This window comes from Petroclostridium sp. X23 (genome assembly GCF_030013905.1).
Taxonomy (GTDB): domain Bacteria; phylum Bacillota; class Clostridia; order SK-Y3; family SK-Y3; genus X23.
This window is the reverse complement of sequence record NZ_CP124862.1, coordinates 3,892,430-3,906,941: the sequence shown is the minus strand read 5'-3', so window position 1 is coordinate 3,906,941 and position 14,512 is coordinate 3,892,430. Positions and strand designations below refer to the sequence as shown.

General features: G+C 49.7%; 7 protein-coding genes. All 7 read right to left on the bottom strand.

Annotated elements, in window-relative coordinates:
* Nucleotides 1–131: 131 nt before the first annotated feature.
* Nucleotides 132–698 (bottom strand): molybdopterin-dependent oxidoreductase, encoded by a 567-nt coding sequence (locus tag QKW49_RS18365; protein ID WP_282864102.1) that lies wholly within the window; start codon nucleotides 696–698, stop codon nucleotides 132–134.
* Between the two features lie 37 nt (nucleotides 699–735).
* Nucleotides 736–3,357, bottom strand: coding sequence for an S-layer homology domain-containing protein (locus tag QKW49_RS18360; RefSeq protein ID WP_282864101.1), 2,622 nt, complete (start codon nucleotides 3,355–3,357; stop codon nucleotides 736–738).
* Nucleotides 3,358–3,372: 15 nt separating this feature from the next.
* Entirely contained in the window at nucleotides 3,373–3,501 is a 129-nt protein-coding gene (locus tag QKW49_RS18355; RefSeq protein WP_282864100.1) for a hypothetical protein, read from the bottom strand.
* A gap of 127 nt (nucleotides 3,502–3,628) precedes the next feature.
* The gene (locus QKW49_RS18350; RefSeq protein WP_282864099.1) at nucleotides 3,629–4,198 is read right to left on the bottom strand and encodes a hypothetical protein; all 570 of its coding nucleotides are present in this window, start codon (nucleotides 4,196–4,198) and stop codon (nucleotides 3,629–3,631) included.
* A gap of 67 nt (nucleotides 4,199–4,265) precedes the next feature.
* Nucleotides 4,266–5,882, bottom strand: coding sequence for a metallophosphoesterase family protein (locus tag QKW49_RS18345; protein WP_282864098.1), 1,617 nt, complete (start codon nucleotides 5,880–5,882; stop codon nucleotides 4,266–4,268).
* A gap of 26 nt (nucleotides 5,883–5,908) precedes the next feature.
* On the bottom strand, nucleotides 5,909–11,737 hold the full coding sequence (locus QKW49_RS18340; protein ID WP_282864097.1) for a cadherin-like beta sandwich domain-containing protein: 5,829 nt from the start codon (nucleotides 11,735–11,737) through the stop codon (nucleotides 5,909–5,911).
* Nucleotides 11,734–14,508, bottom strand: coding sequence for an S-layer homology domain-containing protein (locus QKW49_RS18335; protein ID WP_282864096.1), 2,775 nt, complete (start codon nucleotides 14,506–14,508; stop codon nucleotides 11,734–11,736). The genes QKW49_RS18340 and QKW49_RS18335 overlap by 4 nt, the downstream gene beginning before the upstream one ends.
* Nucleotides 14,509–14,512: the final 4 nt, after the last annotated feature.

The following is a 14,512-nucleotide window of genomic DNA, read 5'->3' as shown; positions in this document are numbered from 1 at the left end:
GGCACGCGCCGCCTGCGGAGCAGCCGCAAACAAAAATGCGGCGGCAAAGCAAACCAGCGAAATCACTGCCAGTATTTTTTTAATTTTCAAACTGCCTTTATTCATCATGCATATCCACCTTTCAAAATAATTTACTGCAGTTCCAGGCTCACAAGCCATTTTGTAAAGCGTTGTCCGGATTCGTCGCCGGAAACAACAACCTGCAGGCTTCCGTCCTTGCCGTCTTTCATTTTTAAAGGACGTCCATAATCACTGAAAACGATATATACATCATCAGCCTCCATGATTTCAGACATCTCTATCACCTGACTGTAGTAGTCTATTCCTCTGGTAATAACCTTTTGATACTTTGAAGCCAGCCCGGAATCCATACTGTTCAGTACATCCAGAAGTGAAGCTCCGGTATATTCGTGTTCACTGCTGCTGTTTTCGGTATTGCTGCTGCCGCAGGCACCGCTGCAATTTGTGATAACCACCATTCTCATTTCCCTGCATGGCAGCTTCCGGAGATCGTCGGCGGTAAAACTGCCCACCACCGCGTCACCGGCTTTAATCACTACCGTTCCTTCTCTCAGTCCGTCGTTATCCAGACTGAAACACCACGATACGGCGGCAACAGCCATAAGAATTACAATCAGCGCCGCCAGCCATTTTTTCAATAGCTTGTCGTGCTTCACTTTAAACTCATCTCGAATCATCCTGTCACCTCCAGGACTCCTGTTTTATGATTTGTTTTCATGTATTAAACCTATTATATAAACGCAATATTATAACCGCCGCTTCAGCCCGGGTTATGGCTCCCTTCGGAGCAAAAGCGCCTTCGCCTGCGCCTTTCATTATCCCGCAGTTAATGGTAAGAGCCGTCCCATGCCTTGCCCAGGATGAGATGTCCTGCCGGTCCACGAACTTGCCGATAATCTGCTCCACCGTATTTTCCTGAATGGCCGCAGCTTCTTTCTTCTCCAAAATTCTGGAAATCATCACAGCCATCTGTTCCCTGGTGATGTTTTCATCGGGGGCGAACCTATTCTCTCCGCACCCCATAATAAGCCCCTCCTCGGATGCCGTTATCACAACATCGTGGTACCATGCACCGGCAGGCACATCGGCAAACGAAACAGTGCCGTTTTTCTTGCTTTTAATTCCCAGCGCATCCACCAGGAATTGGGCAAACCGGGCACGGGTAATCTTTTCATCAGGCTTGAATTCCGTATCGGTTTCACCCGAAATGATTCCTTCTTGCAGCAGGAAGTTAACGGCATCTTTTGCCCAATGGTTTTCAACATCGGCAAAACGCACTGTTTTCCCGCTGCTTTCCGAAGCTTCCGTGTTCTTTGAAGCTTCCATATTTCCTATCCCCGCCGTATTCCCGTTTCCTTCCGTCACCTCACCGGTATTATATTGAAACGTTACAATCTCGCTGTCCAGTTTGCCCATCCCTATGGTTCTGGCTTTAATTGTCACGTTTCCGTCAATGGCCACCGGCTTGTTCATCTCGGGCTGGAAAGTCGGATAGCTGATATTCACGATATTGCTTCCATACGTAGGTTCGCTTCCATCCACCGTATAATACACAATCGCATGGTATGGCGTCCCATCCCCGTGCTGCAAGGTAACTTTTATGCCGGATTCGACATGGCCGGGCGCCGGGTCGGCATGGGGCGCTCTCCACCGTTCAGGCGGTGTTGTAAGCACTTCTATGGTTCCGCCGCCGCACAGGCCTCCGAGCTCCTGATTTTTACAGCAGGTCGGCTCATTTGGGGCGATTTGCCCATACAGCAGCTTCCCGCCCGTTTCGTCCAGATCAATGATTGTTTCTACCGGCTTTTTACCGGTTTCGCTGCGTTTTGGCGGCCAGTCCACCACATCGCCCGCATCCTTGGCATCCGGAAAATAGTACCGTTGGTCAACCAGCAGCTGCTCTTTTAAAAAATAGCTGTACGCACCTCCGTCAGAGGTTACCTTGATCAATGTTGCATTGTCTTTCAGTCCTGCCGCATCTAAAATATCTTTAAGGGACGGTCCGGTCATATCCTCGAAAATCACCAGCGAAGGCCAATGATTATATCCCGAATAGGTATATGTCTTTTGAGGCAGCGCCTCCAAGTCGGCCATGGTAAATGGTACGGTTTTCTCTACGCCGTCGCCTGTCACCGTCAACGCCACAGGCTCGGCGGCGTATTCCCCCTGCGTGGAAGCCTGTCCATCCTCCGAAACCTTGAAGGAATAGGTTGCGGTACTGCTGTCCAGTTTCCCGAACCATACGGCTTTCGCTTTGATTGTCATATCTTTTTCAACCGTAATCGGTTCATCCTGCCCTGCCAGAGGCCCGCAGCCGTGTTCGTTGAATATCTTGCTGTCAAGGCCGGGCTCGGTGCCGTCGGTGGTATAGTAGATCTTTGTTTTTACTTGGGCATCCAGGTCTATTTTGGAACCTTTTTTTACGACACCTCCCTGAACGGCTTGCTTTTTACCTGTAGCAGGATCAATGATTTTTGCTACCGGCGCAGTCCATATCTCGTGATAATTTGTTGTTACGGTAATAGCCTGTATGACTTTAACAAATCCCAACAAGGTCTGTTGTGTCTGCGCACGCTGCCCAAAGCACAATACCGGCGTATCGCGTTCGTCCATTTTTGAAAAATCGGAAGACCTCTCAGTACGTTTTAATGCAACCACCGGCTCTACTTCGTTTTTATCGGGAAAACGGAAGCGCTTTTGCTCCAGCAATTCGTCAACCGTGTATTCACCTATGTATCCATCGGTACCGCGGAATGTAATCATCCTTGCATCGGGTTTGATTCCCGCCTTGTCAAGCAATACTTTCAGCGGTACACCCTCGGCAGCCACAAGCAAATGCTCGGGAAAGTCGTTTGTCGCTGAAAACAGGACTCTTTCCTGGGTCATGGCTTCAAGCCCGGCACGGGTGAAAACAATCTCTTCCGCCACTCCGTTTCCCGTAATATAAAACAGTCCGATCGGCTGGGTAATGTTGGTATCGGAATACTCTCCGGCCTCGATGACTATGTCATAGTCCTTCGAGGTTTTGAACACAGACTTGTCAATCGTAATTTTACCGGCAGTGTCCTTATCATACTGTGAAGCATCCAGCGAAACGCCATCCACACTTACGGTATTTATAGCCGCCCGCCACGCCGCATCATCCCGGAATGTCAATTCCACCGGGTTCCTGGCGACATTTTGCGTTGTATCCGCCGATAATGAAGGCGGCGCTTTCAGCGTGCCTGTAATCTCCTCGGCACCGGCCTGCAATGCAGGGCTCATGCATGACAATATGAAAAGTGCAAATACTGTCGGGAGTAAAATATGAAGCAACTTTCTTTTTGAATTGTACAAAAGTATCTCCCCCTATTACACTCTAAAATCTGCCCACTGATTAATTTCAAGATCAGGCTCCAAATCCCATATTCCGGTCTTGACATTAATCAATCGGGCAGATTCATGTTCCGTTACCGGAAAATCATCTGTTTGCGGCGGCATCTTTTTACATGATGCTGCCTCTTTATTCGTATTTTAAACAAATATATAATCAAAAATATTTATAAGGGCCGCAGCTGTTTGGTAAGGTTTATTCAGCCGTCAGGCTGACTTACTGATACAGTTGTGCTTAATTTGAAGTTAAGTATATCTTGTCCAGATCCCTAACCCAATCTTCAATTGTATCATCTCCAGCTGCCTGCTGTCCGTGGACATTTCTGATGCAACCGTCGGTAGATAGAGTGCTTGAGCCATATTCTTTAGCGATTACAGCTATAACATCATCACCTGAAAGATCATTTTCAGCCGTGAAATACTTTCCGGTTAATACGTCATCTAAGCTTACCGGATCTGAAGTATAATCATCAGTACCCACGAATTCTATAGTATCTATATCACCCGTGGTCTTACCCGTATTAGCCACTGCTAGTGCATAATTCAGCACATCTGCCAATTCATATCCTGTTGCGGATCTAAAGACAAAGCCTCCTTTGCAAGTATGGCTAGAAAAGGTTTGAGTAGGGACAATATCAATGCTTGCCACAGCATCCAATTGGCTTGTAGTATATGTTCCTATTGAATTGCCATCCAGATAAATAGTTACCGAAGAAGAATCTGCAAAAGCAGTTGCGCATGTAAAGCATGTAACTACCGCTACAACAAGCAGTAAACTGAGTTTTTTAAGCATTTTCTTTTTCATGATATGGCCTCCTAGTATTTTAATTTTTTTCGTTCTGCTGCGGCCCAAAATTGGCTGAGATTTGAATTTAGTTTATTTGAAAGCTGAACTTCTGATACGGCATATCAACAGGGACATTATCATCGTCCAGAATAAATACATCTACATAAGCCGTACCTGACGGCGTATCGGACAGTGCAAAATCGGCATATACATCCGCCCCTTCTACAGCTACATCCGCACGCATGCTGACTATTCCCAACGGTACTCCGCCGCTTACGGCTGCCGCACCGTCACCGCCGCGCACCTGCATTACTGCCGTTACGGTCTGCGGCTTACCGGTATAATTGTCCATGTGCGCCTGCAGCCGGAAGCTGCCGCCCGCCGATACGGTCTCAATTTGGTTAAACGAGCTGTCCAGAAGCTTTACACCGGTTACGGCAACGCTTGAATCCATCCCTTTGCTTTTATTGATCTTGTACATATCTTTAACGTTTCCATCGGTGTCTCTGGTCGTCATTGTCAGGACATTGCCGTCAATATTGATGACGGTATAATTATTGGTCCCTTCATCCGCTCCGTAGAATACTTTTTTGATATAGTCATGGGTCTCCGGATTAACATAATACTTGTCGCTTGAATTCACCATGACATAGGTTATACCGTCGGTTTGCTTTTCCTGCACCTCTCCGGCCTTTATCGGGAAAGTACGCATGTACATATGCTGGTGTCCTACAAAGACCATATCCACGCCGTTTTCTTCAAGGACAGGCACCCAGCTTTCCCTCATCATCTCAGCCTTTACATCGTCGCCCGAGTTTCCCGAATTGACGCAGTAAGGCGGGTGGTGGAATATGGCAAACTTCCATTTTTTAGTGCTGTTTTTTAAGTCATTTTCCAGCCATTCTATCTCAGATTTGCATTGCTCGCCATCTCCCATGACATTGCTGTCAAGAACTACAAAATGCGCATTTGCGTAATCGAAGGAATAGAACTGCTCCTTATACCCGTCAGGCCCGTTCTGCGGAAGCGCCATTGCCTTGCAGTACATATCCTTATTCGCATATTCATGATTGCCCAGTGCAGTCATCATCGGAATGCGGTCGAAAACACGTTCTGCAGCTTCATAGAACTTGTTCCACTGTGTGATATCGTTAGGATTGTCGATCTGGTCGCCGTTAACCAGCGAAAACCTGATATCCGGGTCATTGGCGAGGGCTTCCTGCAGCAGCTTTTTCCATGGTCCGGTATCACCGCCTTCCTGGATATCGCCCATATCCATAAATGAAAATCTTTCTATGCCGGATGCCTGGGTTGTAAATGAAGCCGTTTCACTCCATGAGCCATCGGTTCCGACGCGGTAGTTATAGGCGGCGCCGGGCTGCAGGCCTTCCAGCGTCGCTTCAAAGTGGCTGTAGCCCGTATACAGTTCGCTGCAGACGGCAGCTTTTTCAGCCGCGCCGGCAAACCCATCGGTTACCTTGCTTTGCTCTATATATTGAACCTTTGCCTCTGTCACGCCGGACCCGTCCCGCCAGGCCACCGTTTGGGTGGTCCGGGGGTCTCCGGTCCAAGACAGGACTACATGGTCCGGACCGGAGGTATCATCAGCAGCTGCTGCCTGTACGGCAAAAGCAATGACTGCAATAAGCGTCACAAAGGATATTGCTCTCAGGCTCTTCAGCAGGCCCTTTTTCTTCTCCATACTTCTTCTCCCCCTTAATATACTTCCTACTGTGTTACGGTAAATTGAAGCGTCTGCACCGGTTCCGCATTGGGCACCATCTCATCCCAGCCGTTCCAGACAAACACATCGGCATAGACTGTTCCTCCGATATCCCCGGGTATTATAAAGTCGGCACTTGCCGTCGACTCCCCAAACGCCGGGATATCGCCGTCCTTCGCTGTGCAGCCGAGCACCCTTCCGCCTCCGCCGGCAGCGGCTCCTTCGCCTCCGCGCAGCTGAATGATGACCAGTCCTTTCTTTGCTTCACTGCAGATGTTGGATATTTTCGCATTGATCCGGCAGCTTCCTCCGGCAAAAACCGTTTGGATGCTTTCACCGTTTGCATCGGTCAGCTCAACGTCTTCTGTTGTTAGATAGTGGCCCCGCAATACGTTGAGTCCGGATAGAAAATCATTTATCTCATCATAATGTGAATAACTTTTATCCGCATATTCGGCACTTCCGTCCCGGAATATTACCGTCATGCCCTTTACCGCAAGCACATTCGTATAGTCTTCCAGACATTTCCTGTGTTTTTGATATCCCCATCCCATTATCGTACCATCGGTTTTAACGGCAGTTACATAATTACTACCCTCAATATTAACATAGGTTACATCATGCAAGCCCACCGGCACGTTCCGGACTCCGTAGTCATTGTGGCCCCAAACCGCAACGGTGCCGTTGCTTTTTAAAGCTGCGCAGGTATAATTACTCACTGAAACATATACCACACCGCTCAATCCTTCAGGTACATCGCATTGCCCAAGACTGTTATCACCCCAGGCAACTACCGTCCCGTCATTTTTCAATGCTGCCGAAAATCTATATGAAGCATATATGCACGCCACATCGCTTAACCCCTCAGGTACATCGCACTGCCCACAGTCGTTATGCCCCCATGCCGCTACCGTTCCGTCGTCTTTCAGGGCCAGGCTGTGGTCATATCCTGCCGAAATGGCTGTGACTCCGGTGAGGGCTTCCGGCACATCGCACTGCCCATAATAGCTATTGCCCCACGCTTCAACAGTCCCGTCGCTCATTAACGCCATGCAGTGTGCCGAAGTAGCATATCCTGTTGATGCGGCAATTGCCGTCACGCCCGTATTGCACGTTTCCGGGACATTACACTGTCCATCGCCGTCATATCCCCATACAACTACCTTTCCGTCCTCCTGCAGCGCCATGACAGTACCGCCCGAGTATGCCAGCGCTTTGACATTTTCAAGTCCGTCCGGCACACCCATATCCACATCGGAATGATAGCTCAAGCGTTTGACGGTACCGTCGGCTTTAATTCCGAAGCTACTTGTACCGCAATATAATTTATCATTTGCTTTCATATAGATGCTATCGGCATATGCGGCAGGAGTTTGAGGGATTGCAGGCACAGGTCCGGTGTATTCGGTGTCGTCGGCAAATAGGTTGAGCCCCTCCGGCACGTCCAACTGACTATACATATTATAACTATACTTGTCATATTTCATCCATGCCCCCAGTGAGCCGTCCTCGTACAGTGCCACCAGGAGTTCTCCTCCTGCGCTTTCCGCAATCACCTTTTTATCCAGTGGATCCGCGATGCCGATATCAATGTTCTCATCCCTCACACCATTAAGATCTCCCCAGACAATCAGGCTTCCGTCCCATTTTACAGCGGTGCAATATTTGCCGCCGGCAGAGATCGCCCGTATATACTGCGGCTCCAAACTATTTATTTTTAATCCCGCAGTGTTCTTTCCCCATACCGCTACGGTACCGTCAGCCTTCAATGCCATAGATCTACTAATGCCGGCAGCAACCGCTATGACATGCTCCAATCCGACAGGGACATCGCATTGGCCATTAGCATTATCCCCCCATGCCGCCACCGTGCCGTCCGACTTCAGCACCAGCACATGCTTGAATCCGCAGGCGATATCGGCCACGCCGGTCAGCCCATCGGGGATATCGCACTGTCCGTATTGATTGTCTCCCCAGACATAAGCTTTCCCGTTTTTATCCACAGCTCCATAAGCATTCCAATATGCGGATATATCCACGATGTCTTTCAAGCCCTCCGGCATAGCCGACCATTTATTTCCATAATATCCTTTATATCCCCATTCCGTAACTGTTCCGTCCTTTTTAAGCGCAAGGCTTTTATTACTCCCGGCTGCCACGGCAATGACATCCTTGAGCCCGGCAGGCACATTGCCCTGGCCATGATTAGTAGGATTATTTCCCCATGCCACTACCTTACCGTCCTTTTTGACCGCCAGCACCCTGTCTCCGCTATAACTTGTCGAAATCAGACCGGCATAAGCAGCGTCTTTCCCGGCGCGGTATCCCTCCGGAGTCTCCGGCAGTGTAAAGCTTCCGTCCACCCGTTTGATATTTAGTACATAGCTCCTGATTTTGCCGTCCTCAGCCGTAACCGCCACGGTAACCGCCGTGGTGCTGCCTTCGGCGCCGAGGTACAGTGTTTTTGCCGCACCGTTTTCCATCGTATCTCCGTTTATTTTGAGTGCTGCCTTGCTGCTGAAGGCCTGCGCCGTGATATCCACCTTTTCTCCCAATACGTCAACGGCGAATTCGGTACCGGCACTGCCGAAGCTTGGCATTAAAACTGCTTCCTTTCCGTTTCTATCCACCACCGAAAGGCTTTCCAGCATGTTGTTGCTGCTCACCATACTTGATAGATTGAGCCCCGAAGGAACATCCCCTTCTCCTGATTTGTTCCAGCCCCACGAAAGGACCGTGCCGTCCTCTTTCAGCGCATACACGTCATAGTCACCTGCAGCCAGCGCCTGCACATTTTCCAACCCCTCCGGAACATTGCACTGTCCGTATTTGTTGTCTCCCCAGGCATATACCTTTCCGTCGATGCCGAGAGCGGCACAGAAAGCTCTCCCCGCAGCCACAGCCTTCACACCCGGGAGTCCGGCCGGTACGGCATATGCGGTGCTGTCCCAGCAAACCACCGTCCCGTCCGACTTCAGTCCAAGAATATTGTTGTAAAAAGCAGATATAACTGCAATATTTTGCACGAATGCCTCCGGCGTATCACAAAGCTCATAGGTTCCCGATGAGCAATCCCAGCACGTCACATTGCCGTCCGAATCGACAGCCATCAAATAAAACCGGCTTAATGCGATCGCCGAAACCGTCTTGCCGCTAAGGCTGTCTATCGCATTAAGATCCAGCGTGATGCTGGAAAATTGCAAATTCCACCCGAACACACCCCAGACATATAACTGCTTGTCGGCCGTAAGCGCAGCGCTGCAATCCGGTCCTGCTGCGATTGCAATCACGCTCCTGTCTTGCAAAGCATCGGGGATATTACACTGCCCATTACTATTCCGCCCCCAGGCCGTTACTTTCCCGGCACTGTTTAAGGCTAGCGTATGATTCATTCCTGCCGCAAGTGCCTTGACATCTCTTGTTCCCGGCGAGACATTCAACTGCCCGTATGTATTATCTCCCCATGCTGCCACTGTCCCGTCCTGCAGTACGGCCGCCGCATGAAATGTGCCTGCAGCCAGTCCCGGCCCCTGGGGTACGGAACCGCTTTCCCTTCCGACGTTTATGGTGTAGCTGCTATGATGTATGCCGTCTTCGGCCGTTACCGCGATGGTGACGACGGCAGTGCCTGCCCCTACGTAGACCGCCTCGGCCACGCTGCTTTTTGCATCTTTTCCGTTGATTTCAAACGTTGCGCCGCCATCCGAAGCAACCGCCGTGATATCCAGGCTTGTCACATCCTCCGAAACAGCGACCGAATACCCTGTTATCCCGCTGCTGAACGCAGGGCTTAAGGCATAACCGTCCACCGAGAGGCTGCTCAGCGATGAATCACTGCTTTTTCCCGAATCTGCCGTTCTTCCGGCAACGACGGTGTAGGTTTTTACCGTGCCGTCTTCGGCCGTTACAACGATGGGAATGGTTGTATCCCCCTGGGCGAGATACACCGCCTCGGCTACTCCGCTTACGGCATTTTTGCCGTATATTTTAAGCGCTGCGCCGTCATCGGAGGTTTCGGCCATGATCTCCACACTTACTACCGTACCTGGCACATAGACCGAGTACGCCACCGTGTCGGCATCAAAGTTTGTGCTCAGAGGATAGCCGGTACCGTCATGGGATATGCTAAGGCTTTTCAAGTCCGCGTTACTGCTCTTGGCAGTTTCCGCCGCCCTTTTTACGTCTACCGTATATGTCTTTGAAATATCGTCTCCCGCCGATACCCCTATCGTAATCATGGTATCACCGGAACCGATGTAGACCGCCTGCGTCACATTTTTTACCGCATCGTTTCCGTTGATCTTCAGCGCTGCGCTGTCATAAGAGACATCTGCCGTCACGTACACGCTTTCTACAACACTGGGCACGCTGATTGAATAATCTGTGGTATCCGGGTCAAACGACGGACTCAAAGTATACCCGTCCACCGTCAGGGCTTTGAGGTCCGCGCCGGGCTCGGCCATGTGCCTCAGGTTAAGCCCTGACGGCATATTATTGACAAGTGCCCAATCCGTAGCCGCCGGAGCAGCCCTGACGAATAGAGAACCGTCATCTTTCATTGCGCAAATAATGACTTCATTTACTACCGTTGTTGACAGCGCCGCTATATTGTCCTCCGGACCTGTAATCACTTCACCGTCCGGCTTACCAAGATATCCCCCTGTCTCCGTCGGGTACTTATTCCAAACCATAATTGACCCGTCGTCCAGAACCGCCGATGTTGACAGCCATCCTGACCCAATCGCGCGCACACCGTTTTCATACTGAATACCTCTGCATTGCCGGATGTCCTTCTCAGCACCTGTCACTATAACTTTTCCGTCATTTAGAAGGGCAAGCCAGTATTTCTGTCCTGCGGCTACCGAAACCACATTACTGCCGGTTATTAAGCCGGTGTTATAATCGGTACAACTAGAATCGCCCCATACAGTTACTTTTCCGTCCTTGTTAAGAGCAATTGCACAGTGATTGTTTATCGCCATCGATACTATATCTCCGAAATCAGCCGGAGAGGGTATCTCGTTTGTGACTGCCGTACTGACAGCAAATCCCCACGTGATGACCTGGTTTGTATCCGTAACTACGGCCGACATGTTTCCGCCGGCCACTATTAATTTGATATGTCCTTGTACATTGTTCACACTATCCGGAATTGAAACCGGTGCATCATCGAGGGAGCTGTCGATACATACACTCCCCCAGGCAAATACACGACCGTCCTCGGTCAAAGCCAGTGTGTGGGTTTCACCTGCCGCCACTGCCGTCACTTTATCATTTGCCAGTTCTTCAGGCACATCCAGCTGATGGCCGTCATTGTTTCCCCATACCGCAACTTTCCCGTTGGGCTTGACCACCGCGATATGCTTGATACCGGCCGCCATTTTTTTACCGTATACGGCATAATCGCTGTTTGAATATTCCAAAGGGGTATCCAGGGAGTCCGGGAATGTATACGGCACCCGGTTTATTGTAAGGTTATAGGTCTTAACCGTGGTTCCATTTTCGGCTGTAACCTCTATGCTGACAGTATTTTCTTCAGCTGTGTTCCCCAAGGTAAATTCGTAAGCGCTTCCGTTCTCTATTGCCGTTCCATTGATGTTAATGGTGGATGCCGAGCTAGCAGTTTCCGGTTTAATGCTGATCCCGGTCTCTTTGTCCAGCACCTCCACAGTGTAGGCATATACGCGTGAACTGAAAACCGGGTTCACGCCATAGTAGCCGTCGTTAATGACAATGTCGGATAGAGATGCATTGCTTGAAACCGCCGCCAAAGCCGGGGATATATACGTTAGCATCATCATCATACACAATAATATTGATAGAAATTTTTTCATTCTGCCGGCACCTCCCTTGCTTGCTGTCCGTTAATAAAATTCACATATGCGAGGAATCTCTTCAGGATCGCCGCACTCTGTGCCCTGTCTGCGTTGGTACCGGGTGAAAATCCTCCGCCCGGCATGCCGTTGATGATTTCTGCCTTTACTGCCAGAGCAACATCTTTCTCGGCCCACGATGATATTGACGTGCTGTCACTGAATTTTTCCAGCAGCTGTGACTGCTCGCTTTCGGACAGTGTCCCGGCTTTTCCGGCAGCATTTGCCGCACGTGCGATCATGACCGTCATTTCTTCACGCGTGATATTGTTGTTGGGCTTAAACGTGCCGTCCTCATAGCCGGTGATGATTTTTTCTTCCGAAGCAGCCGCTACACTTCCCGCATACCAGTCTGCGGTAGCCACATCCTTATACTGTCCTTCCTTTAAGATTCCTTCTTCAAGCCCCAGGGCCCTCACGAGCAGCGCGGCAAATTCCGCACGGGTTACATTGCTGTCCGGTTCATAAGATGTCTCGCTTTTACCGGATACCAGCATCTTGGATGCTAACAGCTCTATATCCTCTTGTGCCCAGCAGCCCTGTATATCCGCAAAGGTTTTGCTTGACTGCAATACGGTATACAAACTGTTGGTTCTGCTCAGTATGACCGCATAACTCTTGCCGTCTTTTGTTTCAAAACGTGTCGGGACAGGCCTGAATCTTCCGTTTCCTCCGTTCCAGACAACCCCTATGGCTCTATTGGCATCGGCATCACTGCTCAGCGGGATATTACGCTCCACATATGTGCCGCCGAAATACTTAAACTCTTTCTTCTTCCCGTCGGAAGTGCTTACTTCAACGGTAAATTCAACCGGCTCGGCCAACATCTGCTGCCCTTCCTTTACACCGTCAGAAAGTTCGCTCTTTTCATCGGCCGTTGCTTTTGAAATAGTGATATTCAGGATTAAATCTTCAGCCTTGACGCCGAGCTCGGCAGCTATCCCGTCGAAATCGACGGCACCCAGCGGCAGGGTATAGCTTCCATTGAGACTGTCAATGCCTATCGCCAATCCTTTTTCTTTTGCTTTTTGGAGGACTGCTGCCGATACCTCGACTCTCACTTCATCCACATCGTCGGTAGAAGCAACAGCCAATCGGCTTCCGTTTTCCGCTTTTTCTATGTCTTCGCCTACACCTTCCAGCAAGGTAATTTTCTCTCCCTTGCGGCCGTTGTCAAGGTTCAAAATTTCTCTTTTAACATTTGTTTCGTCTACCTGCCGCCCTGCCGCATCCGGAGCTGCCGTTAAAGCTGCAGCGGTAAAGCTGAACGTGGCAGCATCGCTGTTTTCTCTTCCGGCACCAATCGCCATCGCTTTGACGACAGTGTCTTTATTCACCACAACAGGATCGTACACACCTACTTCCGGTCCGCATCCATGCGGATTGAAGATCGGGCTGTTAAGACCGGGTGTACTGCCGTCGGTAGTATAATAAATCTTCACTTTATCCGTCGCGTTTGTAAATAGAAATACTTTTGAGCCGCTTTTTACTTCGCCTCCCTGCGTAGCAACCGCCGAATACTTATCCCCGTTTTGATCCGCTATCTTTGCCGTAGGTGCTGCCCACTGTCCCGGATCTGAGGTGGATACGGTAATGTCTTGCACATATTTGATGAAGGAGAATAACGTCTGCTCTGTTTGTGCCCGCTGGCCAAAGCATAATACAGGTGCCTCACTGCTTGTCATATCACTTTCCGCTGTGGATCTCTCCGCCCGTTTCAGTGCGATTAAAGCATCCACGGGTTTTTTATCCGGGAACATATACCGGTTTTGATCTATCAGTTCATCGACAGTAAATGCAGCCATGTATCCATCACTGGCTGTGAACGTTATGGTCTGGGCATCACTTGTCAGGCCTCCTGCCTGATTGAGCAAATCTTTAAGTGTAACACCCTGGGCAATCACGAATAAATCTTCGGGATAATCACTTGTTACCGAATACAAGACCGTTTTCTGGTTCATTGCCTGCAGGTCTTCAAGCGTAAAGGACGCTGCCTTATACACACCACTGCCGCTGATGGTCAAGATTGTATCCTCTCCGATAACCGGGCCGCCCGGAGTATTTCCTCCCGATGCTGCTACCGTAATGCTGTAATTCTGTGCGGCCTCAATCCCCGCAGCGGTAACACAAATGTTGTACTCACCGGCCAATGTATCATCCGGCAAAGTGAATTTTGTATAAAAAGCGCCATTTTTCACAACCGGCTGGGCGGTAAAAATCCGTCCCCCTTTGCTGTTGCGTACACAAACCGCAAATGAATCCACTCTTTGCGCCGTACCTTCTATTTCCACAACTTCTCCGGCTTTGAACTGCTGGCCGGCTTGCGGCTTTTGAACGTTAATGACGGCACTTCCGGTATCATTGACCGTAAAGGTATACGTCTGCTTGGCGGGAAGTCCAAGACCCCCGAGAGAAATCGTATACCGGCCTTCTTTTGCAGCCTGTTCAAGGGTAAAATCGGTTGTAAAGGCTCCGTTTTTAACTTTAGGCTGATCTGCAAATATCAATTCACTATTTGAATTATGGACAGCAACTGCTACCTCACCTAACCCTGCGGAAGTACCGCTTATTAAAATTGTCTCTCCCGGCATATATATCCGGTGGGTGCTCGGAGTGGTGAGGCTCACCTGCACTTCTCGGTTATCGGCATAAGCAATGCCAGTGCACGGCAGCAGCATTACCAAAACCAGAAAAATGCAAAATATCTTCTTACTGCACTGTATAGACTTCATTTTA

Excerpts from the sequence above, each read along its gene's own strand:
- QKW49_RS18365 (WP_282864102.1), bottom strand. The coding sequence starts at position 698 with ATGATTCGAGATGAGTTTAAAGTGAAGCACGACAAGCTATTGAAAAAA.
- QKW49_RS18355 (WP_282864100.1), bottom strand. The coding sequence starts at position 3,501 with ATGCCGCCGCAAACAGATGATTTTCCGGTAACGGAACATGAATCTGCC.
- QKW49_RS18350 (WP_282864099.1), bottom strand. The coding sequence starts at position 4,198 with ATGAAAAAGAAAATGCTTAAAAAACTCAGTTTACTGCTTGTTGTAGCG.
- QKW49_RS18345 (WP_282864098.1), bottom strand. The coding sequence starts at position 5,882 with ATGGAGAAGAAAAAGGGCCTGCTGAAGAGCCTGAGAGCAATATCCTTT.
- QKW49_RS18340 (WP_282864097.1), bottom strand. The coding sequence starts at position 11,737 with ATGAAAAAATTTCTATCAATATTATTGTGTATGATGATGATGCTAACG.
- QKW49_RS18335 (WP_282864096.1), bottom strand. The coding sequence starts at position 14,508 with ATGAAGTCTATACAGTGCAGTAAGAAGATATTTTGCATTTTTCTGGTT.